Origin of the sequence: Mucilaginibacter flavidus (genome assembly GCF_024055575.1) — a bacterium.
GTDB lineage: Bacteria > Bacteroidota > Bacteroidia > Sphingobacteriales > Sphingobacteriaceae > Mucilaginibacter > Mucilaginibacter flavidus.
In genome coordinates this window covers 157,969-184,949 of the sequence record NZ_JAMXOE010000001.1, presented here as the reverse complement: position 1 = coordinate 184,949, position 26,981 = coordinate 157,969, and the positions used below count along the sequence as shown (strand labels likewise).

General features: G+C 44.6%; 24 protein-coding genes. 11 read left to right on the top strand and 13 right to left on the bottom strand.

Annotated features, from left to right (window positions below):
* Positions 1-39: 39 nt before the first annotated feature.
* Positions 40-1,380 carry an FAD-binding protein gene (locus tag NAF19_RS00830; RefSeq protein WP_252787842.1) on the bottom strand — a complete coding sequence of 447 codons (1,341 nt, stop codon included), beginning with the start codon at positions 1,378-1,380 and terminating at the stop codon, positions 40-42.
* A gap of 140 nt (positions 1,381-1,520) precedes the next feature.
* Here NAF19_RS00830 and NAF19_RS00825 point away from each other — a divergent pair, with 140 nt between their 5' ends.
* Positions 1,521-1,994, top strand: coding sequence for a hypothetical protein (locus tag NAF19_RS00825; protein ID WP_252787841.1), 474 nt, complete (start codon positions 1,521-1,523; stop codon positions 1,992-1,994).
* 420 nt (positions 1,995-2,414) lie between these two features.
* Positions 2,415-3,845: a sensor histidine kinase gene (locus NAF19_RS30670; protein WP_252787840.1), complete on the top strand. Its 1,431-nt coding sequence runs from the start codon at positions 2,415-2,417 to the stop codon at positions 3,843-3,845.
* Between the two features lie 459 nt (positions 3,846-4,304).
* Here NAF19_RS30670 and NAF19_RS00815 read toward each other — a convergent pair whose 3' ends face one another.
* On the bottom strand, positions 4,305-4,685 hold the full coding sequence (locus NAF19_RS00815) for an iron chaperone (RefSeq protein ID WP_252787839.1): 381 nt from the start codon (positions 4,683-4,685) through the stop codon (positions 4,305-4,307).
* An 8-nt stretch (positions 4,686-4,693) separates the two neighbouring features.
* Positions 4,694-5,569, bottom strand: a complete 876-nt coding sequence (locus tag NAF19_RS00810; protein ID WP_252787838.1) for a PfkB family carbohydrate kinase — start codon at positions 5,567-5,569, stop codon at positions 4,694-4,696.
* A 277-nt stretch (positions 5,570-5,846) separates the two neighbouring features.
* Between NAF19_RS00810 and NAF19_RS00805 the strand changes: the two genes are divergently transcribed.
* The 3 genes from NAF19_RS00805 to NAF19_RS00795 all read left to right on the top strand — a co-directional run bounded on the left by NAF19_RS00805 (position 5,847) and on the right by NAF19_RS00795 (position 7,801).
* Entirely contained in the window at positions 5,847-6,749 is a 903-nt protein-coding gene (locus NAF19_RS00805) for a metallophosphoesterase family protein (RefSeq protein ID WP_252787837.1), read from the top strand.
* A gap of 83 nt (positions 6,750-6,832) precedes the next feature.
* Complete coding sequence (locus tag NAF19_RS00800; RefSeq protein WP_252787836.1) at positions 6,833-7,234, top strand: TIGR03067 domain-containing protein; 402 nt, start codon at positions 6,833-6,835, stop codon at positions 7,232-7,234.
* Between the two features lie 132 nt (positions 7,235-7,366).
* Positions 7,367-7,801 carry a nuclear transport factor 2 family protein gene (locus NAF19_RS00795; RefSeq protein WP_252787835.1) on the top strand — a complete coding sequence of 145 codons (435 nt, stop codon included), beginning with the start codon at positions 7,367-7,369 and terminating at the stop codon, positions 7,799-7,801.
* A gap of 24 nt (positions 7,802-7,825) precedes the next feature.
* On the opposite strand, the gene NAF19_RS00790 is transcribed toward NAF19_RS00795, so the two are convergent.
* A complete protein-coding gene (locus NAF19_RS00790) occupies positions 7,826-8,227 on the bottom strand; it encodes a type ISP restriction/modification enzyme (protein WP_252787834.1) in 402 nt (133 codons plus the stop codon).
* 380 nt (positions 8,228-8,607) lie between these two features.
* Here NAF19_RS00790 and NAF19_RS00785 point away from each other — a divergent pair, with 380 nt between their 5' ends.
* A complete protein-coding gene (locus NAF19_RS00785) occupies positions 8,608-9,315 on the top strand; it encodes a hypothetical protein (RefSeq protein ID WP_252787833.1) in 708 nt (235 codons plus the stop codon).
* Between the two features lie 158 nt (positions 9,316-9,473).
* On the opposite strand, the gene NAF19_RS00780 is transcribed toward NAF19_RS00785, so the two are convergent.
* The 3 genes from NAF19_RS00780 to NAF19_RS00770 form a co-directional block, all read right to left on the bottom strand.
* A complete protein-coding gene (locus NAF19_RS00780; RefSeq protein WP_252787832.1) occupies positions 9,474-9,704 on the bottom strand; it encodes a hypothetical protein in 231 nt (76 codons plus the stop codon).
* A gap of 174 nt (positions 9,705-9,878) precedes the next feature.
* Positions 9,879-11,591, bottom strand: a complete 1,713-nt coding sequence (locus tag NAF19_RS00775) for a tetratricopeptide repeat protein (RefSeq protein ID WP_252787831.1) — start codon at positions 11,589-11,591, stop codon at positions 9,879-9,881.
* 215 nt (positions 11,592-11,806) lie between these two features.
* Positions 11,807-14,827 (bottom strand): cadherin-like beta sandwich domain-containing protein, encoded by a 3,021-nt coding sequence (locus NAF19_RS00770; protein ID WP_252787830.1) that lies wholly within the window; start codon positions 14,825-14,827, stop codon positions 11,807-11,809.
* Positions 14,828-15,124: 297 nt separating this feature from the next.
* Here NAF19_RS00770 and NAF19_RS00765 point away from each other — a divergent pair, with 297 nt between their 5' ends.
* The gene (locus tag NAF19_RS00765) at positions 15,125-15,868 is read left to right on the top strand and encodes a LytR/AlgR family response regulator transcription factor (protein ID WP_252787829.1); all 744 of its coding nucleotides are present in this window, start codon (positions 15,125-15,127) and stop codon (positions 15,866-15,868) included.
* Here NAF19_RS00765 and NAF19_RS00760 read toward each other — a convergent pair.
* The 3 genes from NAF19_RS00760 to NAF19_RS00750 all read right to left on the bottom strand — a co-directional run bounded on the left by NAF19_RS00760 (position 15,851) and on the right by NAF19_RS00750 (position 19,190).
* Positions 15,851-17,944 carry an ATP-binding protein gene (locus NAF19_RS00760; RefSeq protein WP_252787828.1) on the bottom strand — a complete coding sequence of 698 codons (2,094 nt, stop codon included), beginning with the start codon at positions 17,942-17,944 and terminating at the stop codon, positions 15,851-15,853. The two genes, NAF19_RS00765 and NAF19_RS00760, sit on opposite strands and share 18 nt — an antisense overlap.
* Positions 17,945-18,114: 170 nt before the next feature.
* Positions 18,115-18,666 (bottom strand): hypothetical protein, encoded by a 552-nt coding sequence (locus NAF19_RS00755; protein ID WP_252787827.1) that lies wholly within the window; start codon positions 18,664-18,666, stop codon positions 18,115-18,117.
* 95 nt (positions 18,667-18,761) lie between these two features.
* A complete protein-coding gene (locus tag NAF19_RS00750) occupies positions 18,762-19,190 on the bottom strand; it encodes a response regulator (protein ID WP_252787826.1) in 429 nt (142 codons plus the stop codon).
* Between the two features lie 461 nt (positions 19,191-19,651).
* On the opposite strand from NAF19_RS00750, the gene NAF19_RS00745 reads away from it, so the two are divergent.
* The 3 genes from NAF19_RS00745 to NAF19_RS00735 all read left to right on the top strand — a co-directional run bounded on the left by NAF19_RS00745 (position 19,652) and on the right by NAF19_RS00735 (position 23,291).
* Positions 19,652-21,103, top strand: coding sequence for a circularly permuted type 2 ATP-grasp protein (locus tag NAF19_RS00745; RefSeq protein WP_252787825.1), 1,452 nt, complete (start codon positions 19,652-19,654; stop codon positions 21,101-21,103).
* 138 nt (positions 21,104-21,241) lie between these two features.
* Entirely contained in the window at positions 21,242-22,180 is a 939-nt protein-coding gene (locus NAF19_RS00740) for an alpha-E domain-containing protein (RefSeq protein ID WP_252787824.1), read from the top strand.
* 133 nt (positions 22,181-22,313) lie between these two features.
* The gene (locus tag NAF19_RS00735) at positions 22,314-23,291 is read left to right on the top strand and encodes a transglutaminase family protein (protein WP_252787823.1); all 978 of its coding nucleotides are present in this window, start codon (positions 22,314-22,316) and stop codon (positions 23,289-23,291) included.
* 213 nt (positions 23,292-23,504) lie between these two features.
* On the opposite strand, the gene NAF19_RS00730 is transcribed toward NAF19_RS00735, so the two are convergent.
* Positions 23,505-25,043, bottom strand: coding sequence for a S53 family peptidase (locus NAF19_RS00730; RefSeq protein WP_252787822.1), 1,539 nt, complete (start codon positions 25,041-25,043; stop codon positions 23,505-23,507).
* Between the two features lie 234 nt (positions 25,044-25,277).
* Here NAF19_RS00730 and NAF19_RS00725 point away from each other — a divergent pair, with 234 nt between their 5' ends.
* Positions 25,278-25,682 carry a hypothetical protein gene (locus NAF19_RS00725; RefSeq protein ID WP_252787821.1) on the top strand — a complete coding sequence of 135 codons (405 nt, stop codon included), beginning with the start codon at positions 25,278-25,280 and terminating at the stop codon, positions 25,680-25,682.
* A gap of 94 nt (positions 25,683-25,776) precedes the next feature.
* Here the strand turns inward: NAF19_RS00725 and NAF19_RS00720 are convergent, their stop codons facing one another.
* Positions 25,777-26,016: a hypothetical protein gene (locus tag NAF19_RS00720; RefSeq protein ID WP_252787820.1), complete on the bottom strand. Its 240-nt coding sequence runs from the start codon at positions 26,014-26,016 to the stop codon at positions 25,777-25,779.
* A gap of 155 nt (positions 26,017-26,171) precedes the next feature.
* Entirely contained in the window at positions 26,172-26,717 is a 546-nt protein-coding gene (locus tag NAF19_RS00715) for a phage tail protein (RefSeq protein ID WP_252787819.1), read from the bottom strand.
* Positions 26,718-26,981: the final 264 nt, after the last annotated feature.

Genomic DNA, 26,981 nt, shown 5'->3' with positions numbered 1-26,981 from the left:
TGACTCTTGACTCTTGGCTCTTGATTCTTGACTCTTTCCTCACCCGTAAATATTGTGGTTTAAAAAGCCATTCCTGAATTTACCATTGGGGTCGTATTCAGCTACGAGCTTTTTAAAGCCGGCGAGTTTTTCGTAGCGTGATTCAAGTGTTTTTGGCTCTATAGTAAATATCTTTCCCCAATGCGGTCTTGCGTTAAAAGGTGCAAGCTCTTGCTCAATTATTGGCAGCAGCTTTAGTACTGCGGCTGTTTGTTGTTTCCAGGTAAAGTGAATGGTAACAGATGTTTGATTATGACATGGGCTCATCCATAAATTGTCGGCTGCTATGGTGCGTATTTCGGTTATAAACAGGTGCGGGCCAATTTGTTTACCCAGGCGGTGAATGGCATGGATTGCCTGGAGGGCATGATGTAACGGAATAAAATATTCTGATTGCAGCTCCTTGCCGCTGCTTGGTGTAAAACCCATTTTAAAATGGGGCAGCCTTTCGTGCCATGGCCCCGGTACCCCCATTTGTTCGGTACAGTTTTTTGCATCGAGCGCTATAATTGGGTGCACGTTTTTGGTTGCTGCCTTTGCCCCGTAAAACTCGGGCAATACTTTATCACTATCAACCCCAACGCGGCTTTTTATCCAAACTTCGTTAATGTTATTGCTTTGCCAGTCGGTAAACAAACTTACGCTATAACCCGCCGATAGTATTTTTTCAAAATGTATCCTCAGCTGTTCCATGGGCAGGCCAACAAAAATATTTTGCCTCACCATATAAGTAGGCTGAATTTGGAGCGTTACTTTGGTAATTACGCCTAAAGCGCCTAAGCCGACAACAGCGGCATTGAACTTTTCACGGTCAGTATCTTTTGAAAGCTGAACGATGCTTCCATCTGCAATTACAATTTCCAACCCGGTAACTGCACTAGCAAGGTTCCCGTTTTTAATGCCTGATCCATGCGTGGCGGTGGTGATTGACCCCGCTACAGAAATATGCGGCAACGAAGCCAGGTTATGCAGCGCATAGCCTTTTTGATGCAGGTAAGGGGCAAGCTCTCCATATTTTATACCACCTTCAACGGTTACTGTTTTTTGGTCGGCACTAATACTAATTACTTTATTTAGTTCCTTTGTCGAGAGTAAGTTGTCGGTGCTGTCGGCAATGTTATTAAAACAGTGGCGGGTACCAAGTACTTTTATCTTGCTGTGCTTTTTTACCAGTGCCTGTACTTCTTCAACTGTTTTTGGGTAAAAGACATTGCCGGTACTAAAGGTGAGGTTACCAGCCCAGTTTTTTAGCCGTGGTTGGGAAGCTAATGAATTAAATGGTGATACAAGTGGTGTTGCCATTAAGGTAGCGCTTAATTGGATAAAAGTTTTTCTCTTCATAATAATCAGGATGTTACAAGGTAAGGTTTATTGGGAAATATAAACAAACAAATTTTAAACGTATCTGCCGGCGGTTGTTGCGTTTATTCCCGGGCGACCGTATTGTTAATTAACCAACTGAAAATTTAAATTAGCGAAATATGAAACCATTGTTTTACTCTATTACCGGCATCATGCTGCTTTCAGCGCTTCTAATGGGCTGTACTTCAAATTCAACCAACAAATGTGGCCCGTGCCCTGCAATTGCCACGGTATTGCCAAATATTAACTTTAGGATAGTTGATAAAACTACCGGCGAAGATTTGTTTTTTGCTCCTTCGCCTAAGTACAAAATTGGCCAGCTGAAATTACGGCATATAATAAACGGCAAACCCGATTCTGTTTTTTTGAGGGTTGACAGTGCCGGAAAGAAGTTTAATATTTTTGTGCCCCCAAGCGGCCCGGTTGATACCGTAACTATGCAGTTAGCCGATAAACCCCAGGATTTACTTTTATTTAAAACCGGCAAAACCCCGGGTTGCTGTTCCTTCCTGGTGTTAAACTCTGTAACCTATAATGGAAACGTGGTTTATACCCGAGCTAGCGGGCCTGATGTGGTGGTTTTAACCAAATAAAGGCTATCGTTTTCAATAAATAAATATAGCGCCGGAGGTTACATGCCTTTGGGGTGCTAACTAATTGCTGCATACTTACCTGTTCGTTTTTACCAGAAATTCGGCAGAAGTTGGGCAGCAATTTTTTTATCAATATTTTACTGGCTTTTTAGATGTCAACACTGGCAAACAGCAAACTAATTTTTAGAAAATAGTTAGCCAAAGTGAAACTAATGTTTTAGCTTTTACGTAATAAAATATTAAAACCTTATTAAATTTTATAAAGCAAATTTTATAAATCGTTTGGTTTATTTAACCCTTTTTACAATTCAATATCCCGGTTTATAAAAGCATTTAAAGATTAACCGGGCTGATTTTTTTTGAGATGTATTTTAAATATATTTTAAAAACAACTATTGATAACAGTTAATATTTTTTATTGTGAGGGAGAATCCTAAATCGTTTGTAGCCGGTCTGAAACTGTTATTCAAAAAAACTTCTTTTGTTTTATTGTTGATAGTGGTTGTGGCGTCGGCTATAATGATAGTGATGAATTTTTATACTATCAAAACATTATCTGCAGCAAGGGCTTATATCAACGGCGAGTCGCAATATTCCAAGGGGCAAAAAGATGCGTCGGCCCACCTGATCAATTATATTTTTCTCGGGAATAAAGATGATTATACTGCTTTTGAGTGGGAGATCAGCGTACCTAAGGGCGACCATGATGCCCGGATGGCGCTGACATCAGGCGATAACTACCAGTTGGCAGAGGAAGGTTTTTTACGGGGAAAAAATCATCCCGAGGATGTTGACAACCTGATATGGCTTTTTAGAAATTTCAAGGATCTGCCTAGTTTTAAAAGTATAATTCAGATATGGCAGGAAGGCGATGTTTTGGTAAACAGGCTGCACCAGACTGGCTTGCAAGCGCATGCCGAAATGATGAAAGGCGAAATGCCGGCGGTGAGAAAGAAGTCTCTTATTCTTTCAATTACGGGTATTTCGGCAGAACTGACGGTTAAGGAGAAAGCGTTTTCTGATGCACTTGGTGCAATTTGCCGCAGCATAAATTTGTACATATTCCTGGCCAATATTTTTATTACGCTGGTTATTTTGGGAAGTTCGCTATCATACGCTGGCATCATGATCAGCAAGCTTGCTAACTCCCAGAAAAAGGTAATTGAGCAGAACGAAAGCCTGCAGGTAATTAATGCAGGGCTGGATAAGTTTGTTTTTAACGTAACACATGATTTGCGGGCGCCGCTGGTTGCGCTTATTGGTTTAATAGACCTGATTGATGAGGAATCGGATATTGAGCAAATTAAAGCGTACATATTGATGATGAAGGAAAGTCTTGAAAAGCAGGACCATTTTGTAAATGAAATGATGCTGTTCATCCAAAGCAAACATACTGGCTTTGTTAAAAAGGAATGTTACCTGGCGTCGATTATTAATGATGTGATAGCACAGAATCATTATCGAAATGGCAGTAAGCAGATCCAGATATATAAAGAAGTGGCGCTGAACAGAATTGATAGCGATGCGCTGAAACTGCAGGTAATATTAAGCAACCTGGTATCTAACGCAATGAAGTACTGCGATCCAAAAAAAGACGAGCAGTGGGTAAAAGTGAAAACCTATCAGCAGGAAACAACAGCAATAATTGAGGTTGAGGACAACGGGCTGGGAATACGGCAAAGAGACCAGGAACGCATTTTTGATAAATTTTACATGTCCGGTAATAATAAAAAGAGTACGGGGTTGGGACTCTACCTGGTTAAAGATGCAATTACGCAAATGGCCGGGAAAATTGAAGTACAGTCGGAGCCTGGGATTTATAGCAAATTTATTATCAGCATACCTTGCTGATAAGGGAGTGTTTTGCGCTGGCGAATCTAAATCAGGGCTAACCCTCAAAAAATATGTGATGAGTGACGAGTAGCTCCGAAGTTTTATTTCTTTTTAGAACTTAGCGATTACCCCGCTCAATTGCCGCGGAGGCTGTTACTTTTTGTCTTGATACAAAAAGTAACCCAAAAAATCAAGTCAGCAGAAATGCTTCTTTGCGCACAAGGCCTCTCACACACAAATCCAAAAACGCTGCGGGCTGGAATCTTTTTGCCGGACTACCCTGTCCAGCACAGACCCTGGATGCAAAAAGTTCCTATGCTCTGTCCGGCACACAGCCCGGCAGCGTTTTCGGATTTATTCCGAAGCTTCTCTGCTGACGCGAAACCACAAAATACGCGTGCTTTCATCAAGTATTATGGTGATATTCAGTTAATCAAATATTTTAATGTAAGCTTGGATGTAAATTGCTAAGCAGATTTATTTTTTCCCGCGACTTAATGCAAGCAGTTCATTTCCTTTTGCCCGGGCCAGCACTATTTTGGTAATAATGGCAAGGGGCAAGGGCTCGGCCGGTTTAAAGTGGATGGTAGCACCCGAAGCTTTATAGTCTTTAAGTTCATCTTTCATGCTTTTTACCAGGGGAGGGCTCATGGTATATAAACTGCAAAATTCTTTGGTAACGCCAATACCCACCAGCATATAAACGTGTTTAAAGCAATGTGCCTGGTAGCTAAAGCTTTCTTCGGCTGCGGGCATTATATTAAGTATGATACGGCGAAGCTCAGTTAAGCAAGGTCTAAACTGCTCATCTTGTTTAACAACATAGTCGTCGAATACTTTTTGACCGTTTGCTTCCATATGTCCTGTTAACTTATTCTCGATTCCAAAACTCCAACAACTTCGTCCTCAGTTCCCAAAAACGCGCCGGCTGATTCCATTTTCAGGCTGGCCATGGCGGCAGCGAACTCGCCTGCCTGCTGAATATCATCGCCCTTAAGGCGGCGGTAAAGGTAGCCCGCCAAATAAGTGTCTCCGCAGCCCGTAGCGTCGACCAGGTTTACCGGCGGATAAGCCGGGATAGTATAAAACTGGCCGTCACTATAAATTACCGACCCCTGGCTGCCGTTGGTTATCACCACTTCTTTCACTCCCCACCCGGCAAGCATTTTTGCGCCATCTTTCGCGCTTTCGCAATGGGTTAGGGCCTGCAGTTCGGCAACATCAGCTTTAACAATATCAGCATATTGCAAAGCTTCTTTTTTGGCGGGCCAATCGGTAGGGTGCACTTTTTGATTGATAACCTCGCGCAGGTAACCCTGTACGTCGATACTTACACGGCCTTTGGCAGCAAGGGTTTTTATCAGTTCAGTGCTGATATCATCCGCCAGCAATGGCCCAAAGTGATACATTTCGGCGTCGACATTGTCAAATTGTTCACCATCAAACGGGTCGGCGGTGGCGAGCACGTTTTGGGTGCGTTCGTCCTGGTTTTGGGCGTATATGTTTTCGAAGTATACGGTGTGGGCGCTGGGCTGCACCTGTACGCTGATGCCTTTGTTGCGCAAATCGGCTACGTAGTGCATTTCGGCAGGCGCGAGGGCGGTTACGAGCAGGTAGTCGACCGGCAGGCGGCTAAGCGCGCACGAAAAATACCAGGCAGTGCCACCTGCCATGTGCATGGTGTTGCGCGTGGTTACTACCTTATCGCTGGTGATGTGGCCTATACAGCAAAGTTGTGGCATATGTGGATATTTGTAATCGGGCAAGATAGTAAAGAAGTCGGAAAGTCGGAAGTCCGAAGTCCGAAAGTCGGGAAAGTCCGAAAGACGCTGCACCTGTCGCCGTGTGCATCGCTAAAAATATAAAATTTGATAAAACAATACCATCAACATCAACTTCACCTAATGACCTAATGACCTAATGACCTAATGACCTAATGACCTAATGACCTAATGACCTAATGACCTAATGACCTAATGACCAATAAACTATTCCGTCAATTTTTTCGTTATTTACCTCATGCGCAGGCTCTTCATTATTTTTGCACTCATTTTTTCTACAGGCCGGGCGTTTGCCCAGCAAACGCAGCCTGTAATTGCCTTTGCCAGCGACACGCAGGAACCGATGTGGGTTGAAAAACTGCTCCTTAAATCGAACCACAACCAAAAGGCTACCGAAATGATTTTTAAGGACGTAAACACGCTGCGCCCCGCCGGTATGTTTATTTTGGGCGATGTGGTTTCGCTTGGCTACAAAACAAAAAAGTGGGCCAGGATTGACAGCTACCTTAAACAATGTACAGACGACTGCATCCCTGTATACGCCACGCTGGGCAACCACGAGGTAATGTTAAACGCGGGCCGCGGCACTAAAAACTTCCAGACCCGGTTCCCCATGTATAACCCGGCCGGTTATACCGAAGTGATCGACTCTGTTGCCGTGGTATTGCTCAACTCCAACTTTGCTAAAATGACCACTGCGCAAATACTGGCGCAGGATAACTGGTACAGCACCACCATCAAAAAGCTGGATGCCGACGCCGCCATTAAATTTGTGATAGTGGGCTGTCATCACTCGCCCTATACCAATAGCAAAATAGTAAAACCATCGATGGAGGTGCGGCAAAACTTTTTGCCGGCTTTTATCAACTCAAAAAAATGCGTGCTGTTTCTGAGCGGCCACTCGCATAACTTCGAGCGGTTTAATATGCAGGGCAAAACTTTTATGGTGATTGGCGGCGGGGGAGGCCTGCACCAGCCTTTATATGCTAATGCCGTAACACCTGATCTGTCGGCAAATTACAAGCCGATGTTCCATTACCTGGAAGTAAGGCGCAATAACGATTCGCTGCAGTTGGTATCGCGGCAGCTAAACACCGATTTTAAGGGATTTACCGATGGTGCCGTATTTACGGTAAAGTAGGCTGTAAAAGTTATTTTACATTTTTGAACTTTGCTTTGTTTTTGTAATTTAGATTGGTGTAACCAGCTTTAAAACAGAAATATATGCGCCTTATAACAATTATTTCGCTGCTTATCCTCAACATCGGCAGCGCAAAACAAACTGGCAAATTAAACGGTACCTGGGTGCCCGTTAAAGAAACCATGGGCAAAATGACCTTGCCGCCGGCATCATTCGGCACACAAAAGCTGGTTATTGCCGACAGCACCTACACCTTTACCGCCGAAAGCGTTGACAAAGGCATTTGCCGCTATACCGAAGGCAGCAACAAAATGGATATTTACAGCAAGGAAGGCGTAAACACCGGTAAACATTTTACCGCCATTTACAAATACGAAAACGACCAGCTTACCATTTGCTACAACCTGAAAGGCGACAGCTATCCTGAAGCATTTGATACCAGCGGCAACCCAGCGCTATTTATGTCGGTGTTTAAGCGGATGTGAAGTCGGAAGTCCGAAATCAGAAAGGCGATGCGGTGGGGAGTATGTCTTTCCTCAATTTGCCCCGTTAGTGCTATTTTTTTAACTTGCCGCTATTATCTGTATTCCGGGTACGTAAACCGGCAAACTCCCTTTATGAAAACACTCATCATTGTATTTGCAACCTTCTTAATAAGTCTTACGGCATTTGCACAAAATTTAGTCACCCCAACATCGCCGCAGGCCACGGTTATGCGTTTTTTTGATGCGATTGCTGCATTGGACGATCCCGCGATGAGGGCCGAACTCACCACCGATTTTACCCTGGTTGAACACGCACAGGTGCTAAATGCAGATTCCCTTACGAAAGGCCTGGCGCCCCTGAAAGGCAAAAACTTTAAACGGGTAAATAAAATCGACTTAGTTAAGACCGATGAAATTGGTGATGCAGCCTGGGTTGTTTATTACAACACTGCCGAAGTAACAATTGGCGAATTACACCGCACCGTAAAATGGTTGGAAAGCGCCGCCCTGGTAAAACAAGGCGGAAAGTGGAAAATTAAATTGCTGCACTCCACAGATCTGAAATAGGGTAGGGTCTGTCCCTTGTGAGAGTTATCGTAACCGACTGCCGGTTTGAACCATCTTCCAAAAATCATCCACATTGGTTGGGTAAGGTATTTCGACAACACCTGTTTTTAAAAACCCGCCATTTTGTTTAGTCTGGGTTTGCAGTGCGGCATAAATATAATACAGTAAGTCTGTAGCAGTAAAACTTTGCCTGAACTCCAGACGCAGGCCCGGCTCATTGGCGTAACAAACTTCACCGGTTGCTTCATTTGGGTTGATAAAGGTTAAGCCCAAGCGTGTGGCTACCTGTTGTTTTATTTGTTTATACAGGTTGTGTATGGTTTGCAGCGTAATTGCCCGGGTATATGCCAGGGTACTATCATCCTCCGGAAAGTCAGGAATGTTTTGTGGATTACCAGCTATCGAAAAAAAGTTTTGACCCGGCATATGTTCCCTAAAAATATTAAATGTACGGAATTTTTATCTCCTGCAGCGGTGTCATGATAGGGGACCATTTTTTGTCTCCAAAGGGTCCGTCAGAGATTTAAGTTAACCCATAAAATCGATTGTCTAAAATGCGGTCAAAGCAGGTCGTAAAAAGCGTCTTCGATAGCACGAAACGTTCCTACGGAACGTAAAACTCATATTGAATTTGCATTTCTACCGACGAGGCGTTCCTCTGGAACGCAAATGCGGCCTTTTTTCGTCCCCTCGGGACGTTTGGCATTTTCAATAATAACAGGGTAACGCCGCCTGCGCTGTTGCAAATCCCATCCTAATCAAATAACTTTAACATAACCAATCATTTATCTAAAAACCTCACGAAAATGGAAAGCAACAACAAACACCTTACACCCCGCCGTGGTTTCATCGGCACACTCGCCGCCGGCGCTGCTGCGCTGGGCATGGCAGCAGTACTACCGCTCGGTTTAAATGCCGAAACAGCAGCACCACCCGCCAATAAAAGTACCGGCGACCTCACCCCCGACGAGTGGTTTAGCAAACTAAAAGGCTCGCACCGTATTGTTTATGATGCCACCCATCCCGAAGGCATGATGCCCTTTGCATGGCCGCGCGTGTTTTTAATAACCAATTCAAAAACTGGTACGCCCGCGTCTGACTGTGGTGTGGTGGTGGTATTACGGCATAACGCCATCCCGTTTGCTTTTGACAGCAGCATCTGGAAAAAATACAACCTGGGTACCGCCTTTAAAATAGACGACCCCACCACCAACGCTACCGCCCAGCGCAACCCCTACTGGCAGCCCGCCAAAGGCGACTTTAAAATACCAGGAATAGGTGAAGTTGAAATCGGCATAAACCAGTTGCAAGCTGATGGCGTAATGTTTTGCGTGTGCGATGTTGCCGTAACCGTAATGACCGCAGTAATGGCCCAAAAAATGAACCTTGACCCTGCCGAGGTAAAAAGTGAATGGCTAAGAGCCCTGTTGCCCGGCGTAATGGTGGCCCCATCAGGCGTATGGGCCGTTGGCCGTGCGCAGGAGCATAAGTGCAGCTACTGTTTTGTAGGATAGTACTTGCTGAAAAACAAAAAGGGGGAAGGAAAATTTGCTTTTCTTTCCCTTTTTGTTTGTAAAATAGAGGGTGACCGGGCGATGCGATAGTCAGGTGAGTTAAATCTACGGGCGATCTTTACAGCAACTTATTATGCATCGCGCCTGCCAACCCAATATCAATTTACCTTTTTTAATTTGTAGCTGTAGGTGTTAGTACAGGCCGTATGGGTCATAATGAGGCTATCGCCTTTTAGATTGTAGCGGTCTATCAACACTGACGTTTGCTTTAGCTTATGCGCTATCATTGCGATGCGCCGGTTATAATAAATTATCACACAAATTATTAACGCGGCCAATAGCAGCACTGCAAGTATGAGTTTAAAAGCAGGCCCACGTACGGGTTTCATTATCAAAGGTTTAATTTGGATTAACGAAAATAAAATGTTACCGCAATTTTTTCGATGCCGGAGGGGTGGACAATTGGATGGACAAATTTCAGTATTTAATTAGAGGGAGATTAAAGGCCGGGGAAGGCACGAAATTCAAATGGCATTGAGGCCGGTATTAAAGCAACCGCATTTTTATATCTCTGCCATAAGCGTTTCTATGCTACCTTCTTCTGACGAGCCTATTTTTTTTCTCAGGCGCTGTTTTGATTTTTTCACCCCTTCAATGGTAATGCCCAACATGCCCGCCATTTCGCGGTTGTTAAGCTTTAGTTTTACCAATGAGAGCAAGCGCATATCGGTTTCCGTCAGGTCGGGAAAACGAACGGTCAAAATTTTGAAAAAACTGGGGTGTACTTTTTCAAACAATGTTTTGAACTCGTGCCACGATTTATCCGTCATGATGTGGGCATTCATCATATCGGTTAGCTGATTTGCCCGGTACATGTACAACGGGTCGGTTTGCCGTTGCATCATATCCAGCTCAGCCTTAAAATTTTCAATGATGTCGTTTTTAACACGCAATTGGTCGGTAAAATCTAAAAGGGCCAGTTTTGCATTGTTGCGTTCCGCATCGGCGCGCGAGGTTTCCAGCTGGAGGGCTACTTCCTGTTTTTCAAGCACTGCTTTATCCCGTCTGATGACGAGTTTTTGGCGATTATAAATTAAAAAAGAAATAACTATCAGCAAAAATAATACCCCTGCAAGCGCGTTGCGTTTAATCCGCTCGGTTCGCGCACGGGCGTTTAATTGTTGTACCTTAAGTTGCTGCTTATCGTTTTCCCATTTAAGCTTTGTACGCTCAACCGAAAGTACATCGTTTATTCGGGCCAGGCTGTCACTTGCCGCATCATAAATTTTACGGTAGCGGAGAGCTTCGGCAGGTTTGTTCATTTTTTCAAAAATATCAGCTTTTAACCCATACATATCTATCCGATACTTTAGGGTACTTTTAGGGTGGATGTTAAATATTTTTTCGGCGGTATCAATCTGCTTTAACGCAGCAGCATAGCTTTTTCTGTCAGCAGTAATCGTAGCGATGCGCACAAGTGCAATTGCGCCATTACCCTTTTCACCAAATTTAACCGATTGCTCGTAATCTGTTTTAATGTAAGGCAAGGCGATATCATATTTTTTCTGCATAAAATAAACCGACCCAATATTGCCGATAGCTATGGCTACCCATACCGAATCTTTACTTTTTTTGGCAAGCTGAAGCGCTGTGTTAAAATAGTGCAGCGCATCATCATACTTCCCGGTGCTGCGGTATATCATACCTACAGTGTTAATCATATTTATTTTATCGCGCGACTGTACGTCCGGCGAGTCAAGCGCCTCCAGTAAAAAGCGCCTCGACGACTCAAGATCACCCAGCGCATAATAAAAATCAGCTATCCTATTCAGGTTGGTAGCGTAGCCGGGAATATTTTCGGGGCCGGCGCTTTTAAATATGTCATAGGCTTTCAAATACAGCTGGCAGGCAGGTACATACATTTCAAACGTGTTGTAATACTGCCCTTTTTTAAATATGTATATGCCGGTTTCAACCGTCAGCCCTTCGGCTATTGCCTGGTCAATGGCTTTCTGGTAATAATAAAGGCTATGCGGGTTAAAGCCATAATTCACCGAGTAATAGTCGGCTTTGCAATCAAACACCGCAAGAGCGAGTGCTTTGTCGTTTAGTTCCGCTGCAATCTTTGTGAGTTCGTCGATCTTTTTAAATGCAATTGCCGAATCAATATGGCGATAGTTGGCTTTGTAAATTGCAAGTGCCTGCGACGCGCGGTTTTTTGGTGGAATACTTTTTAGGGTGTCAAAAACCTGCGCATCGGCATATAATGCCTGCATTAAAAAAAAGCAGAAAAAAATAATTCTCCCGATGCGCATTATTTTTAGCGATAAAGATAATTTCTTTTGGCATTTTTTTGGGTTTTTGACGAAGAATTTGTGGTGGGTTTTGGCAAGGCAATGTTTCTAAAGCGAGCAACGATAGAATAAAGAACACAAAAAAAGCAAGAGCTACAACCCTTGCTTTTTCGTTTATGCTGAAGGACTTTTCGGATCTAGTACTTCAGTACAATAAAGCCGGTTTTGTGTTTAGTTTCATTTCCGTCTTTATATTCCAAAGAGTAGAAATAAGTACCGGGCTGCTGTAATTTACCGTTGGTGCTGGAGTGTCCGTCAAATACTTTAGTAGCATTGTCATAACCTTTAGCCTCATAAACCAATGCGCCGCTTCGGCTCATGATCTGCAGCTTGTTATCAGGGTGGGCCGCGATACCTTCAATAACCAGGGCATCGCTATTCCCGTCGCCATTTGGCGATACGTTCTGGTGAACAACAATTGCGGTGTTAGTGATCGGCGATTCCTGAGGCTGATATTGCATAACCACAGCAACCGGAGGCACAGGTTGCCTGGTTATGGTTAACGTGTAGGTGGTGGTCGACGAGCCATCGCTTGCGGTCACCACGGTAGTAATCAGGTTTGAGCCGACATCAAGTGATATAGGGCCCGAATCTGAACCAGATGCCACAGTAGTCCCATTGACCTTAATGGTTGCGCCTGCCCCTTGTGCGGTTGGGGTTACCTTAACCGTTGTATAGGTGTTGGCTACAGTAGCTGTGTAATCAGCGTAGTTAGAACCTGATACCAGCGTTTGTGCGAGCTGAGGGTAATATTTAAGCGTTGTTAATAAACTCGATGGCAGTCTTGTTACCACCAGGCTGTATGTTTTTGAACTTAAGCCATCGGCAGCGGTTACCACTGTATTAATAGTATTGGGCCCGGCCACCAACGGGATTTGGGCTGATCTGACACCTGATGGTACTATCGTACCGTTAACCTTTATAGTCGCCCCTGCATCGGCAGCAGTAGGGGTTACTAAAATGTAGCTGTATTTGTTAGGCACTGTAGCAGTGAAATCCTTGTAATTAGGGCCCGTTACCTGTGTTTGTACAATTGGGGGGCTGTAGCTAAGGTCGGTTAACAATGCCGACGACTGGCGCCTTATGGTTAACTTATAGGTTTTTGTTGTTCCATCCTGGGCCGTTACAACCGTAGTAATGGTGTTAAGGCCAACGTTCAGCGCTATGGGGGTGGAGGTGGCGCCCGAGGCTACAGTCGTTCCATTTATTTTAACGGTAGCTGTAGCGGCCTGCGTTGTAGGGGTTGCAGTAATTGACGTAAAAGTATTGGCCACTGTTGCAGAGAAGTCCTTGTAGTCAGGTCCGCTCACCTGGGTTTGCGATATGCCGGGATAGTACTTAAGCGTGGTTAACACGTTATTTGTAGCAAGCGCCCGGTTAACTGTTATAGTGTAAGTTTTTGTAGTTGTACCGTCCTGGGCAGTTACCTGCACGTCAATTGTATTATCGCCTGCATTTAGTGCAAGCGGGTCTGACGTGCTGCCGCTGCTTATAAGTTTATAACTGCCTGCATTAACACGTACCTTTATTATTGCGCTGGCATCTGCAACGGTTGGTGTTATTGTAGTAGTAAGCGAGTCATTTGGCACTGAAGCATTGTAGCTGGTGGTGTTAACATCAAAGGCCGGAGTAAATGAATTTGCAGAAGTGGTAAGATTGCTTAAATCGGCCACTGTACTTCCGGCTGCCCTGGTAACCGCTACTCTGTAAACATTTTTGGTGGTTCCGTCCTGGGCAAAAACTAGTACTGAAGCTGTATTTGTGCCTGGCGCCAATGGTATATCTAATGATGGTGTGCCACTTGTTACAAAGTGCGCATATATTTGAACCGTAGCATTAGGATCCTCAAGGGTTGGCGTTAAGGTTATGCTGGTTGTGCTGTAGGGGACATCCATTGTATACAAAAACGTCGCCTTATCAAAAGCCGGAGAAAAGCTTCCGGGACTTATTGTTAACCCGGTTAAATTAGCATCTGTCGATACCGAGGCAAGAACTCCTATGCTTAGAGTAACGCTGTTGCTGCCACTTGCGTTCGATGCCGTAATGGTGTAGTTTGTTGCATCGCTTAACACAGTTGGTGTGCCGCTTATGGTCCCGGTAGTTTGGTCAATGCTCAAACCCGCAGGCAAAGCAGGACTAACATAATAGCCGCCTATAGGTTTAAATTTCTTTAAGGTGCCATTGTCAATAACGAAAAGGTTGCCTGTGGCATCTAACATTAATCCCTCGGGGGCAAAGAATCCCGAACCTATCGCTACAGGTGTAGTGCTGCCTGCCGGAATCTCCGAAACTTTTGACCCGTTCCTTTCCGAGAAAAAGATATTGCCGGCCGGGTCGACAATTATCTGTGACAGATCCGCTGTACTGAAGCTTGTAAAGCCCGAGGCTATAGTTATCATGCTGCTGCCATCTGCAGGGAACTTTTTTATAGAGGCATCGTTATCATTACAAACATACACATTGCCGGCGGCGTCAACCGCTACGTCAGTCATGTAACCAAGGCCCGAACCGATACTAATACTACTCCCTCCATCAGCAGGGAATTCAAGAATTGACGTTGTACTACCGGAATACCTTGCCACATACACGTTACCGGCTCCATCTATTCCAATACCACTGGCCGAACTAACGGTTTGAAACGTACTAACGGCACCTGCCGGGGTAATTTTATAAATGGTTGCACCATCAAGCGCAAATACATTCCCTGAGGGGTCAATAGCAATATCTTCGGGTCTGCCTAAAAAAGTCAATAACTCAACGGGGTTGGTGCCCGTGGGCGATAATTTTACCAGTTTGTGGTTGTTGGAAACTGAAAAATCAAACGTGTATATATTGTTGGATGCATCACGTACAAAACTAACTGAGTACGATGTGCCCGAAAATATATTCACCGGGCTACTGCTGTAACCGGGCGCCGCCACTGCGCCACCGTTATTGGTTGGTGAGAGTGGCGTAATTGCCGCGTTTACGAGGTAATTTTTTGCGACGCCATAACTTATTGACGGGACCTGTGCAAAAACATTCTCCGCGGTTACCGATACCAGCAACGCAATTGTTAGCAGCGGGTGTGTAATTATTTTAATCAGGCGCCCTGAAGCAACTTTCATTATTTGTTGAAAGCCGGAATTTACCGGGGGGAGTAGGTCAAACTTTTGCATGGGGTTAAATATTTATAATAACTTTTCTGCCGGTGGCTATTGTGATTTTTAATAAGTGCTTTGAATTTAGCGGATACCGCCTTAGCAATTTCGCCAATGAACACGAAAGGCTTTTTTTTGATGATAAAAGGGTTTTATTGAGCGGTAGAAATAATTTGGATATATTTGGAGGAAGAAGAGAGTCAAGAATTAAGAGCCAGGAATCAAGACACATCAGCTGTCATTTTCCTATCTCGACTCTTGGTTCTTGCCTCCTGGGTCTAAAGCAAATCCACTTTTTTAAGAAAGCGACTAACGATGCAAAGCGATATTTCAGTTTTAATCATTGAGGATGAGGAAACCTGGATGCAGAAAATAAAACACGTGCTGAACCAATTCGGTTATAAAATAGCAGGCAGCGCCGGTAACCTAGACGATGCTTTAACTGCAATCCGTGCAAATAATTTCGATATCGCATTGCTCGACATCAATCTTCACGGTAAAAACAGCGGCATTGAATTGGGTAAGCTGATTAGTGGTATGCTCAAAAAGCCGTTTATTTTTATAACAAGTTCGGTGCACGATGGTATCCTGAACGAAACCGCTGCAGCTATGCCATCTGCTTTTTTAACCAAGCCTTTTAACCCGGCGTCATTGTACATCAGCATCCAGAGCGCGCTTCACCATTTTTCGGCAGGGCAAGTCGCCGAAACTCCCAAAACTGCTGCATCACCTGATAGTTTTTTTGTAAAATTGGGTAATAAATATGTACGTGTAGAATGGCAAAACGTAGTTTACCTGAAGTCGGAAACTAATCATACCAGCATAGTCACCAATAACGGCGATACCTATATGGTACGAAGTTCGCTACAGAAAACGTTGCAGTATGTTATTCCAGATGCTTTGAAAACCAGCTTCGTGCAGATAAACCGGGCCGAAGTTTTACATACCAGGTATCTTGAAAAAATTGTGGATAACGAGGCCATAACCGCCCGGCAGTCCTTCAATATTTCTGATGTTTATATAAAAAATTTAAAGCAGCAGCTAAATATCATATCCTAACGGCAATTCAACATAAAAAACCGTACCCGCTTGCGGCTCACTTTTTACCCATATTTTGCCGCTGTGGGCTTCCACTATCTGTTTGCAAACCGAAAGCCCGAGCCCAAATGATTTTTCGCCGGCAGTTCCCATTCGCCTGGTGTTGCCAAATTTATTAAACAGTTCGCCCAGCATTTCCGGCGGTATACCTATGCCGTTATCGACCACGGAAATTATTACTGCATTGTTTTTTTGTTGAAGGTTTATGCTGATTTTTTCGCCGGCCGGGCTAAATTTAATGGCGTTGCCAACAAGGTTATTAATAGTTCTCTCAATCTTCTTTTTGTCGATGCGTACTGTTAACGGCTCAGGCAATGGAGTGAATTTTAACTGTTGATGTTTCTTATCGGCAATTAATTGCATTAATGCTGTGCATTGTATAACTGTTTCGTTAATATCCACCGGTTCTTTATGTAACTTAATTTGCTCAGCCCCAAAATCAAGCACCAGCAACTCATTAATCAGGGTTAGCGAATTACCAAGCGATTTTTCAATCAGCCGCAGGCTCTGCTTTTCATCCTCTTCGGGCAAATCATCATTAAGGATGGTGTCTACCAGGCTGGCAACGCCACCTATTGGGTCGCGCAGGTCATGCGCCACTACTCTTAAAATACGTTCCTTATCGGTATTGCTTTTTTCAAGCTCAACCATTGCAAATTCAAGTTTATCGTTTTGCTCGCTTACTTCACTGTTCAGCAGGCTCAATGCATCATTCTTCTTTTTGCCTTTGCGATAATAATAATACACTAAAGCCACTATAGCCAGGGCCATTACTGAAAGTGCTATTGTTATCCATAAGTACAGATGGCTAAGTTCATTATCCTTTTGCAGCAAAATGATATCCATTTGCTGCCCTTTGGCTTTTAGTTCTTTAGAAATGTCTGATGCCGTGTTGGCTAAGCGGGCTTCGTTAAGCGAATCTTTAAATGCAAGGTACCTGTTGTTGAATTTCAACTCCTCCAGCGGCAGGTTATTTTTACCGGCGTAAACAGCCATAGATTTTCGCCAGCCCAGCTCAACTTCATCATTATGGATTGTATCAAGGCTTTTTCTAAGGCTGGCCAGGGTTTCCTTCATTTTTGGGTACTGCTTCCTTAAGTCAAAAAGGTCGGCCAGGTACAATTGCGACAGTTGCGCATATTTGATTTCGTTTTTAAAGGTGAGCGCATTGATAACAATATTTTTCTTGATAAACATTTCGGCGCTGTCAAGCTTATTTTGTTTAACAAATACCTGGGCCATATTTGTGATAATGACGCCCCTGCTTACCTGTTTTGAGACATTGTTTTGCACTGCATCGCGGCTAAATTTATCGGAGTCGGCAATTGTTACATGCAGTGCCCTTCGGTAATATGCAAGTGCACTATCGGCATTCTCCTGTTTAACAAAGCACAAACCAACATTATCCAGGAATTGCTGTTCATAACCGGCCACATATTTATCGGCCGAACATTCCTTCAATTCGTTATAAGCAAGCATGAAATACCGCCTGGCCTCGTCAAACTTTTGCTGCTTATATAATATAAGGCCGATATTATTATCAAGTTTATACCCAATCCTGCATTTATTTCCCGGCCTGTCTGCCAGGCCTTTTATATCGGAGTAGATATTGATAGCTGATGAATAATGCCCGGTTTTAAACAGCAATACAGCTTTATGGATATTGGCCGCAAAATAGTAATTGGTCCACGTGCTGTCTGTTAAGTCCTGGTTTGCAATTATTGCAATGGCTGAATCAACATATGGGGTTGATTGGGCATATTGAGCTTTTAAATCGTAGTAGTTTGAATAAGCCATTAAACGGCCGGCTTTAAGATACGGGGTTTTGTGTTTTTGCGCGCGGTATACCGAATCGGCATAGGGTAGCATTTTTTCGCGGGCTACTATTGATAACCTGTCGGTGGGAGCTAATAGATCTATTTGCTTTTCGGCTTCCGTTTGTTTTTGGCTGTTATTGCATGCGCTAAAAACACAGAAAGTCAATGCCAGCCAACAATAAATCGCCGGGATAAATTTATCAGGGATGAGCAGCTTCACTCCACTAAAATATATATTATTTTAGTTTATTTAAAATTGAGAAAAGGGACTAAATCCTCGCGGTAGACGGAAATAAACAGCTGTGGCTTTAAGCAGCAACAACTGTTTATTTTTAAGCTAAAGATTTACTATGTAGCGGCTAATGAGGACGGGTTAAATTCTTCAAACGTTTACTTCATCTTCCTCACAAGCAAATTAAAATCGACCCCGGCAACTGCCAATTTTTTCCAAACGCCGTTTTCAAAATGGTAGGTGCCACCGTTAAACAGGCCGATAGCAAAATGGTTATCGCAATGGTAGTCGTTTAAAAACTCAATGGCCACCAGCAACTCCTTTTTGGCGATGATCTTGTAGGGCTCAAGATCGATACTGATGTGGTGTTTGCCTCGGGTGATGCCGCCTGTAATTTCCTGCTTTGCCAGGTTAGCGCCGGGGGTTACATAATTAAACTCGTAAATGTTTACTTTAAACCGGATAGTGTCGGTGCACTGGCTCTCTACCGTGAAGTTAAATTTTAGCAATTGTACAGGTTTGTGGCCGGCATTCATTTTAATACCAACCTGCTTGCCCTTAACCAAATCGAAGCTGGTGCTTGCTGAACCCGAGCGTTGTTTGTTACCGATGATTTTGGTGTCGGTTTGTGCCTGCGTGGTAAGTACTACGCTTAGTAACAGTGCAGTAACCAGCGTAAGTTTTTTTAGTACCGTAGAGATATTATCCATATAATTTAATTTTTATATGGGCAAGACGAGGGCACAACTGATATGGTTGCATGGAGTGGTGAAAATGGCAAATCAGCCATTTCCTGGCCAAAACTTCATGATGCTTCCATCTCAGGGCTCCCGGAAACCATTTTTTCAGCATCGCGGCTTATTTCGATATAGGTTTGCTTTGTAACGGGTTTGCTGATAAATTCCCTGACGAAGTCATATTTCAGGGCACGTATCCTGTCACCAAGTGATATTGAGGTGGTAATAATATATACTATTATCTGTTTACAAAGCGAGTTGTTTAGTTTATTAAGTTCGTCAAGTACTTTCCATCCGTTAACGCCCGGCATTTCCAGGTCAACAAACATCATATCGGGCAGGCAATCAGGGTTTGTTTTGTTGGCATGGAGGTAGTCGACCAGCGGGCTGCCGTTTTCATAGTACGATATATCCTGAAAAACCTTAAACTGGGCCAGGTTGGCCTTTATTATATATTGCTGAACTAAGTCGTCTTCAAGAACAAATAGATTACACATTTACAATTAATTAAATATATTATCTATAACGATTTATTTAGCTGTTTGTTTGCAATTAAAAGCACTCCGTAAAGGGGTAACTGCTCATAAGTGAGTTGAAATGTGATGTCGGATTTCAAGTCTATCCAAAAAAAGAATTTTCTGCCGCAGGAAAACAATGGGACTTTGACCCACCGGGCGGTTATGTAGACCATATTAAACGCGATTCGCTCCTGTATTTTGCACGAAGGTATTTATTTCTATTGGTCAAACCCCACTTAATTTTAAAGAATTCTCAACTAATCGCTAATTTCAAGTCTTTAATCACTATTAGTAATTGCCATTTTAAGTGCAAAAATCCAATTTTGTTAAAAATATTATAAAATAATTGTAAATTAATTCGCTTTTATACAAAAACTGTTCATAAATTACGGTTTTTAAAAGTAACTGGTGCTCGTGTTTTAGTTTTTAGGTAAAATGTTATGATTGAATCTGGTTATTTTGATAAATATAGCCCCATAAATGGTGTTTGGGACGAAATGTATGGCGCAGATGCAGCCGTTCGTGATCATTATCGCAAGGTGATCGACTATATCTCGGGCGAAAGTGCCGACGATTTGAATAAGAAAGAGGAACTTGCCAAGCGCCTGTTTATGAGCCAGGGTATTACCTTTACGGTTTATAACAGCGGCGAAGGCATTGAGAAGATTTTCCCCTTTGATATTATCCCGCGCATTATTACTGCCGATGAATGGGCTTTTGTGGAGCGTGGAATTAAACAGCGGCTCACTGCCCTCAATCTTTTTTTGAAGGATGTATACCACAACCAGTTCATCATCAAAGACGGTATCGTACCTATCGACATTATCTATTCGTGCCCGCACTTTTTACGCGAGATGTACCAACTGCAGGTACCCTATGATATTTATGTCCACATCAGCGGTATCGATATCATTCGCGATTATGACGGTACCTTCTATGTACTGGAAGATAACTTGCGCACGCCAAGCGGCGTTAGTTACATGCTGGAGAACCGCGAGATCACCAAGCGCCTTTTTCCCGATTTACTGCCCCAGTGCGGTGTACGCAGCGTTACGGAGTATCCTACAATATTATATAAAAATTTGCTGGCTTTGTCGCCGAGGCAGATATCAAACCCAACCATTGTACTGCTTAGCCCGGGGATATACAACTCGGCGTACTTTGAGCATACCACGCTGGCCCGCCTCATGGGGGTTGAGCTGGTTGAGGGCCGCGATCTGGTGGTAAATAATCACAAAGTTTTCATGAAAACCACCACCGGATTGCAGCAGGTTGATGTAATATATCGCCGCGTTGACGATGAATACCTCGATCCACTGGTGTTTAATCCATCCAGCATGTTGGGAGTTGCCGGTATTATGGGCGCCTATCGCAAAGGTAATGTGGCCATAGTAAATGCCATAGGTACCGGCGTAGCCGACGACAAGGCCGTATACGTTTATGTTCCCGAAATGATAAAATATTACCTTAACGAGGAACCCATACTTAAAAATGTGCCCACCCACCAGTTAGGTAACCCCGACGAGCGTGCCCATGTGTTTAAGAACATCAACACCATGGTAATTAAAAAAACCAACGGCAGCGGCGGCTATGGCATGCTTATGGGCCATGCATCAACAGAGCAGGAGATTGAAGAATATAAGCTGGAAGTACTGAAAGACCCGCGCAACTTTATCGCGCAGCCAACCATAAGCCTGTCTGCAGCACCGTGCTACATGCAGGGCGAGTTGCAGCCGAGACGCATTGACCTGCGCCCATACGCGCTTTACGGCCCCGATGGCATCGAAATAGTACCAGGCGGTTTAACCCGCGTAGCGCTAAAAGAAGGCTCGCTGGTGGTAAACAGCTCGCAGGGCGGTGGCAGTAAGGATACGTGGGTCTTAGCCCCCTAGCCCTCTAAAGGGGAACAGAAAATAAACGTATAAGAGAAACAAAGTTATGAGTGTAAATAAAATTTTACTAATCTGCCTTCCGCCCCCCCATTTAAGGGGCAGGGGGGCCAATTCCCCCTTTAGGGGGTTAGGGGGCCTATGTTAAGCAGGGTAGCAGCAAGTTTTTACTGGTTAAGCAGATACATTGAGCGCAGCGACGGTATGCTGCGGATGCTGAAGATTAATTACGCATCTAGCCAGGATACCATACAGGAGTTTACCTGGGCGCCGGTTATCCGCATTTTTGCAGGCGTGGGCGACGAGGAAGAAGCAGACAAGCTGGATAACAACAGTCGCGCGGTATTGAAATTTATGGTTACAGGCAAAAATAACCCTAACTCGATATTGAATATCATTACCCTATCGCGCGAGAACGCCCGCGGGGTGCAGGAACATATCCCAAAAGATTTGTGGCAATGCCTTAACGAGTATTACCACACGGTAAAGGATCCCAAAATTGAAAAGGCACTGCTACGCGATGACCCTATCGGCGTGCTTGACATACTAATAAAACAGGTAATGCTTTACTATGGCACTGCCGAAATTACTATGGAACGTGGCGAGGGCCGCAGTTTTATGAACATTGGCAAGTACCTGGAGCGGGCGATACAAAGCGTAGATATATTAGATACCAAATTTGGTTCAGTAAGCGATAACCCCGATTTGCTGACCGATACCAGCTACTGGAAACACCTGCTGTTATCACTCGGCGGTTATGAGCTGTACCTGAAAACCTACCGTGAGGGTTTTGAAGCCAGTAACATACTGGAGCAGGTGGTGCTCAACAACGATTTCCCCCGCTCGGTAATCTACTCGGTAAACAACATCCAGCGGTATTTCGACAGGCTGAAAAACAACAGCAATGCCGACGATTTCCGCGAGTTGAGCTTCCAGATCGGCCGACTGCAAAGCCGCATCAAATACAGTTCGGTAAAAAGCATAGAGCAGGACGGGCTGCACCAATACCTGCTGCAAATCCGCAAGGAACTGTATGGCATCGGCAACGCATTAAATGAACATTATTTTGCTAATAGCTGATTTGAAAATTTGATGATGTGCCGATTTGAAAATGAAAAAAATGATTAAAAGTGAGATGATTTGAAAATTTGAAGGGTTGCCCGGCATCAATCATCTTCAAATTTTCAAATCATCAAATCAAATAATTGAAACCATGCCCGAATTTGAAATACAACATATAACCCGCTACATTTACGAGGGACCGGTGCGCGACAGCGCAAACCAGATTATCCTGTACCCAATAAAGGACTTGTACCAGGATGTGATCAAACAGGAACTCATCATCAGCGGTAACCCGCCGGTTGATACTTATATCGATTATTACGGCAACGAAGTAGGCAGCTTTACCTATAGCGAACGGCATATGGTGCTTACTATCAACTCAAAAATATTGGTAACCACTAAACACAGGCCGCTGCCCGTGAGCGATATTTTCCCCTCCCAGCAATGGGAAGATTTAAAGCGCCTGAAATACGTGGTGCCTTATATCGATTTTCTCCGCCAGGAATATTTTGATGGTATTGAAGAACTGAAAGAAATTGTTGAAGCGGAAAAACTAAATGACGATACGCCTTACCACGTTGCCTTGCGCTTCTGCCAGTATGTATACGAAAACTTTACCTATATAAAAGGGGTAACCACGTTCGACACACAACTCGACGAAATATGGAAACTAAAGGCAGGCGTTTGCCAGGATTTTGCTCACATACTGGCCGAAATGCTGCGCATGGTTCAAATCCCTGCGCGCTACGTTAGTGGCTATATTTGCACCAGCCGAAACAACATGCGCGGCGAAGGCGCCACCCATGCCTGGACTGAAGCCTATATTCCCGACTACGGCTGGCTCGGCATCGACCCGACCAACAACTGCGTAGCCAATGAAACCCACGTACGCCTGGCCGTTGGCCGCAACTTTGCCGATTGCTCGCCGGTTAAAGGGATTTACAAAGGTTCATCGGGCCACAAGCTGGAAGTAGCCGTTTCCGTCGACGACGAGAATGTACTGAACAATAACGATGTAGTTGAACACTCACCCATATCAGCCATGAACTCCGCCGCACAAAAAAACAGCTACCAGCGCCATTTGGAAATAATGCAGCAACAGCAGCAGCAACAGCAGCAGCAACAGTAAGGAAGTTCATAGTTGATGGTTCATGCGCCACTGCTAAAGCTTAGGCGGCACACGGTAGTTCATAGCCGGAAGTGGCAGTGAGGAGCAGCGTGGTGGTAGTCAAAAAAGCACCTCGTGCCAAACTTGTTTCAACACCCCATAGGACAGCTAACCCGCAACAGTCTCAAACTCTTCTACCAATGAACTAATGAACCAATGAGCTAATGAATCAACTTAAAGTTTATTAAACACCCCCAACCCCGTACACGCGTCCCAGCCGGCCCCTGCATCATAACCCTTATTGCCATCGGCGGTGCGGTTGTTACCGCTGGTTATATCGCGGCATAGCGATGGGTTGGCGTATAGCTTTGGGTTGATAAATCCTGCCCATTTGCCGCTTTGCTGGTTAAGACAGGCAAGGAGGCCTGCATATAACGGTGCAACAGCACTGGTGCCGCCAATAACCATTTGCTGCCCGTCAACCAGCACAACGTATCCAGTGTTTGGATCGGCGTTGCCGGCAACATCGGGCACGCCGCGACCAACATTGTTTGTACCAATAGCTTTGGGCACGTTTGCGTTCTTTTGATAATCAGGTAGGGGGAACACGTTGCTTACGCCGCCGCCGGTTGCCGAGCTTACCGAATCGTCCCAAACAGTCTCGGATGTAATGGCATTACCGTTTGCTTTTAACGACGTACCACCACAGGCCAACACATAAGGACTTGAGGCCGGGAAGTCGACATGGACATCGCCACCCTTTATGCCATCGCTCGAGCCATTGTCGCCGGCTGCTGCGCAGATGGTAACACCGAGCGCGGCTGCGCCTTTAAAGGCCTCGTTATACGTGTTTAACGACTGTGCCGTCCACGCTACTTCTGCGCCGCCCCAGCTTATGGAAACCACAGAGGGCTTGTGCGTGCCATCGTGTACCGCTTTGGTAATCGCATCCAGGAACCCCTTATCCGTATTGGTGCAAAAATAAACTACAATTTTGGCACCCGAGGCTACCGCCCCGGCCACCTCAATATCCAGCATCACTTCGCCGTCCGCACTATCGGCAGTGCTCGGTTTGTTTTTGCCTCCATCAACCGAAATTGCTTTTACAGATGGCTTCTTAATGCCGAGGCCTTTAAAATATGCTGTTAAATCTTTAGTGCGGTAACCGCCCCCCAGCTCAATTATGGCAATGGTTTGGCCTTTACCGTTAAATCCGGCAGGGAAACCATATATCTGAGCTAGCCGGGTGGGGGTAAATGAGTTACTTACCTTGGCCGACGGACTAATCCCGCCCTGCCCGTCCAACGCCTTAAACATTGGCCGCGCCACCTTGCGGTTATCGAGCCCGAAAACGCCTTCAATTATATCTGCCAGTGATTCAGGGATAAAAATATCTCCCTTCCTCACCCTGATGTCGTCGCCGTGTGAGTCTACTGCTTTGGCAAGGCTTACACCAAAAGCGGCTTCCATATTGGCCACACTGCCCCGTAAAATAACACTACGGCGCGGCAGGCTAACCTCAACCGTTTTTAGTTTGTACTGGTGGGCAAAAGCCTCTACCTGGTCCACATCCTTCTGAGCTGCTCCAAACTCTTTTTCGTAATCGGCATGGCCAATCTGTTTGCCTTCGCCCAAATGCGCTTCGATAGATTTTTTGCGGCGCACCCGAACGGTAACATCAATAAACTGGCGACGGTTAACTTTAGCAGTGGTTTCGCCCTTATGGGCTTTTTTGTAGCTGCCTGCTAGTGCAACTTTGTCTAATGTTTTCATGCTTAGGTGTTTAAGAAATAAAGCTACAACTATTTTTGATTAACTGTGGATTAAGTTTTATTTTTTAGTTAAGGGAGGTTAGTCCATAGACCATAGTGGTAGAGATAGGCCGATCATTGCAGGCATTAAAATTTTTCCTGCCCATTGGTTGAAAAAAGTGCCCAATTGGTTCAAATGCGCAACTTTTTTGTATCGTCCGGCTTGCGGGGTGCGTAAGGGTTGAAAACAAATTTTATGAAAAGAATAGCAATTTTTATGATGGTCGTATTATTGGCAAGCGCCTGCAAAAAGGAAAAACATACGCCCGATTTAACCGGAACGTACAGTGGGTTATTTAAAGTCACACTTGTTAATACTACCCTGCCGCCGGTCGATCCAAACCCGGTACAATTAATCATTTCGGGCAATACTTTTAAGTCGGGTACGGGCGTTGGCTATATTACGGTGGGTGGTGGCGACCTGCGAATTAGTACCGGTGTTTTAAATTTTACCAACAACCAATTCTTTCCTGACAATACATCAGTTAACACTTCTGCCGTTTTAAATAGCAGTTATAATTATACCGTTAAGGGCGATAGCCTGCTGCTCAGCAAAACGTCAGTTGATGTAATCTATACCTATAAGTTTAAAAAGCAGTAAGGCGTGTGAAAACGTTATGGAGCGCTAGCGTTGCCGTTGCCGCAGGGTTTGTAAAAGTCTGCGAGAGACCCTGCGGCAACGCGAAACGCGAAAATTATTGCTGCGGATTAACCAAACCCGGCAAATCGCCAACATCCGATTTGTGTTTTACTTGCCTGGGATGTCTTGCATCCAGGTAGTCATGAGCATGCTCGTGCTGGTAATTGGCGGCCAGGGCAGCGGTGCGCATGCGGCTCAAATAATACCAAAGGCCTGTACCGGCGGCCAGTACTCCTGCAACAGCCGCACCTACTACTAATGGACTGATTTCGTTATTTTGAAATAGATTTTTCATAATATGTGTTTTTTATACTAACAATAACAATCGGTTTTAGTTCCGATTTTTTTAAAAAGTGTTTGGTTAGCCGTAAAACAACGAAGGCCAATCTTGCGATCGGCCTCCACGTTATAAATCTTAATTGTTATCTATTCAAAATATGCAGAACCCTTTTAGTTCCTGCTGGGGAAAATGCCTTCCAATGTAATTATGTAAAACATAGACAGGTAAGGGTCGCGTATCGAAATGGGCTGGCCACCACCGGTGCTGGTTGCAGAACCGGCTCCCATAACCACGTTAGGGGCATTTGTGGCATAAGTTTTTAACTGTGTAGCGTTAGGTCCGGAACCCGTACCCGGGCCCGCAGCAAGGTATGTGGCGCCGCTTGGCACCCCCGTTGTGCCTTGCCCCGCGTATGCCGTTAAGTTATGCGTGTGCGAAGGCAACTGGTTTGTGGTGAGCGTAACAACTTCCGACCCGCCCAGTTGTCCCTCAACGAAAGGCGATAACCCCGGCCCCTGGCCCTGGCCTACAACTGTACGCCCGCGAAGGTCAGGGAGGGCAAACGTGGATTGACCGTTACCTCCATAAGTAGTGCCCAATAGCGAAAATAATGCCGTATTTTGTGCTATTGACATTATTTGCCCTTCGCATGAGGCAAAGCCGCGCGGCGCAAAATTACCCGCGAACATGAATACCATTGCTAAATCAGCTTGCATAATAATATTTTTAGGTGAGAATGTTTTTTAACCAGTTGAATATAAAAGTATTATTTCAAAAATAAATAAAATATTATAAATTATTTTTCTGCTTTGGGAAAATTTCCGCGTTGCTGTGACGTGCAGCAGTGACGGCTAAGGAATTGCTAATAGCATCCGACTAACCTAAATGCAGACCATCCCGATATAAATGACGCTGGCATACATCAATTGTCGGCGTGCTTATCTTCCTTTTAAATGGTGCTAATACTTATATTTGCAGCC

Coding starts and splice junctions, on each gene's coding strand:
- NAF19_RS00800 (WP_252787836.1), top strand. CDS start 6,833: ATGCGCCTTATAACAATTATTTCGCTGCTTATCCTCAACATCGGCAGC.
- NAF19_RS00805 (WP_252787837.1), top strand. CDS start 5,847: ATGCGCAGGCTCTTCATTATTTTTGCACTCATTTTTTCTACAGGCCGG.
- NAF19_RS00715 (WP_252787819.1), bottom strand. CDS start 26,717: ATGCAAGCTGATTTAGCAATGGTATTCATGTTCGCGGGTAATTTTGCG.
- NAF19_RS00815 (WP_252787839.1), bottom strand. CDS start 4,685: ATGGAAGCAAACGGTCAAAAAGTATTCGACGACTATGTTGTTAAACAA.
- NAF19_RS00765 (WP_252787829.1), top strand. CDS start 15,125: ATGCAAAGCGATATTTCAGTTTTAATCATTGAGGATGAGGAAACCTGG.
- NAF19_RS00730 (WP_252787822.1), bottom strand. CDS start 25,043: ATGAAAACATTAGACAAAGTTGCACTAGCAGGCAGCTACAAAAAAGCC.
- NAF19_RS00720 (WP_252787820.1), bottom strand. CDS start 26,016: ATGAAAAATCTATTTCAAAATAACGAAATCAGTCCATTAGTAGTAGGT.
- NAF19_RS00775 (WP_252787831.1), bottom strand. CDS start 11,591: ATGCAGGCATTATATGCCGATGCGCAGGTTTTTGACACCCTAAAAAGT.
- NAF19_RS00755 (WP_252787827.1), bottom strand. CDS start 18,666: ATGGATAATATCTCTACGGTACTAAAAAAACTTACGCTGGTTACTGCA.
- NAF19_RS00750 (WP_252787826.1), bottom strand. CDS start 19,190: ATGTGTAATCTATTTGTTCTTGAAGACGACTTAGTTCAGCAATATATA.
- NAF19_RS00725 (WP_252787821.1), top strand. CDS start 25,278: ATGAAAAGAATAGCAATTTTTATGATGGTCGTATTATTGGCAAGCGCC.
- NAF19_RS00745 (WP_252787825.1), top strand. CDS start 19,652: ATGATTGAATCTGGTTATTTTGATAAATATAGCCCCATAAATGGTGTT.
- NAF19_RS00740 (WP_252787824.1), top strand. CDS start 21,242: ATGTTAAGCAGGGTAGCAGCAAGTTTTTACTGGTTAAGCAGATACATT.
- NAF19_RS00790 (WP_252787834.1), bottom strand. CDS start 8,227: ATGCCGGGTCAAAACTTTTTTTCGATAGCTGGTAATCCACAAAACATT.
- NAF19_RS00795 (WP_252787835.1), top strand. CDS start 7,367: ATGAAAACACTCATCATTGTATTTGCAACCTTCTTAATAAGTCTTACG.
- NAF19_RS00830 (WP_252787842.1), bottom strand. CDS start 1,380: ATGAAGAGAAAAACTTTTATCCAATTAAGCGCTACCTTAATGGCAACA.
- NAF19_RS00770 (WP_252787830.1), bottom strand. CDS start 14,827: ATGCAAAAGTTTGACCTACTCCCCCCGGTAAATTCCGGCTTTCAACAA.
- NAF19_RS00785 (WP_252787833.1), top strand. CDS start 8,608: ATGGAAAGCAACAACAAACACCTTACACCCCGCCGTGGTTTCATCGGC.
- NAF19_RS00825 (WP_252787841.1), top strand. CDS start 1,521: ATGAAACCATTGTTTTACTCTATTACCGGCATCATGCTGCTTTCAGCG.
- NAF19_RS00735 (WP_252787823.1), top strand. CDS start 22,314: ATGCCCGAATTTGAAATACAACATATAACCCGCTACATTTACGAGGGA.
- NAF19_RS00810 (WP_252787838.1), bottom strand. CDS start 5,569: ATGCCACAACTTTGCTGTATAGGCCACATCACCAGCGATAAGGTAGTA.
- NAF19_RS00780 (WP_252787832.1), bottom strand. CDS start 9,704: ATGAAACCCGTACGTGGGCCTGCTTTTAAACTCATACTTGCAGTGCTG.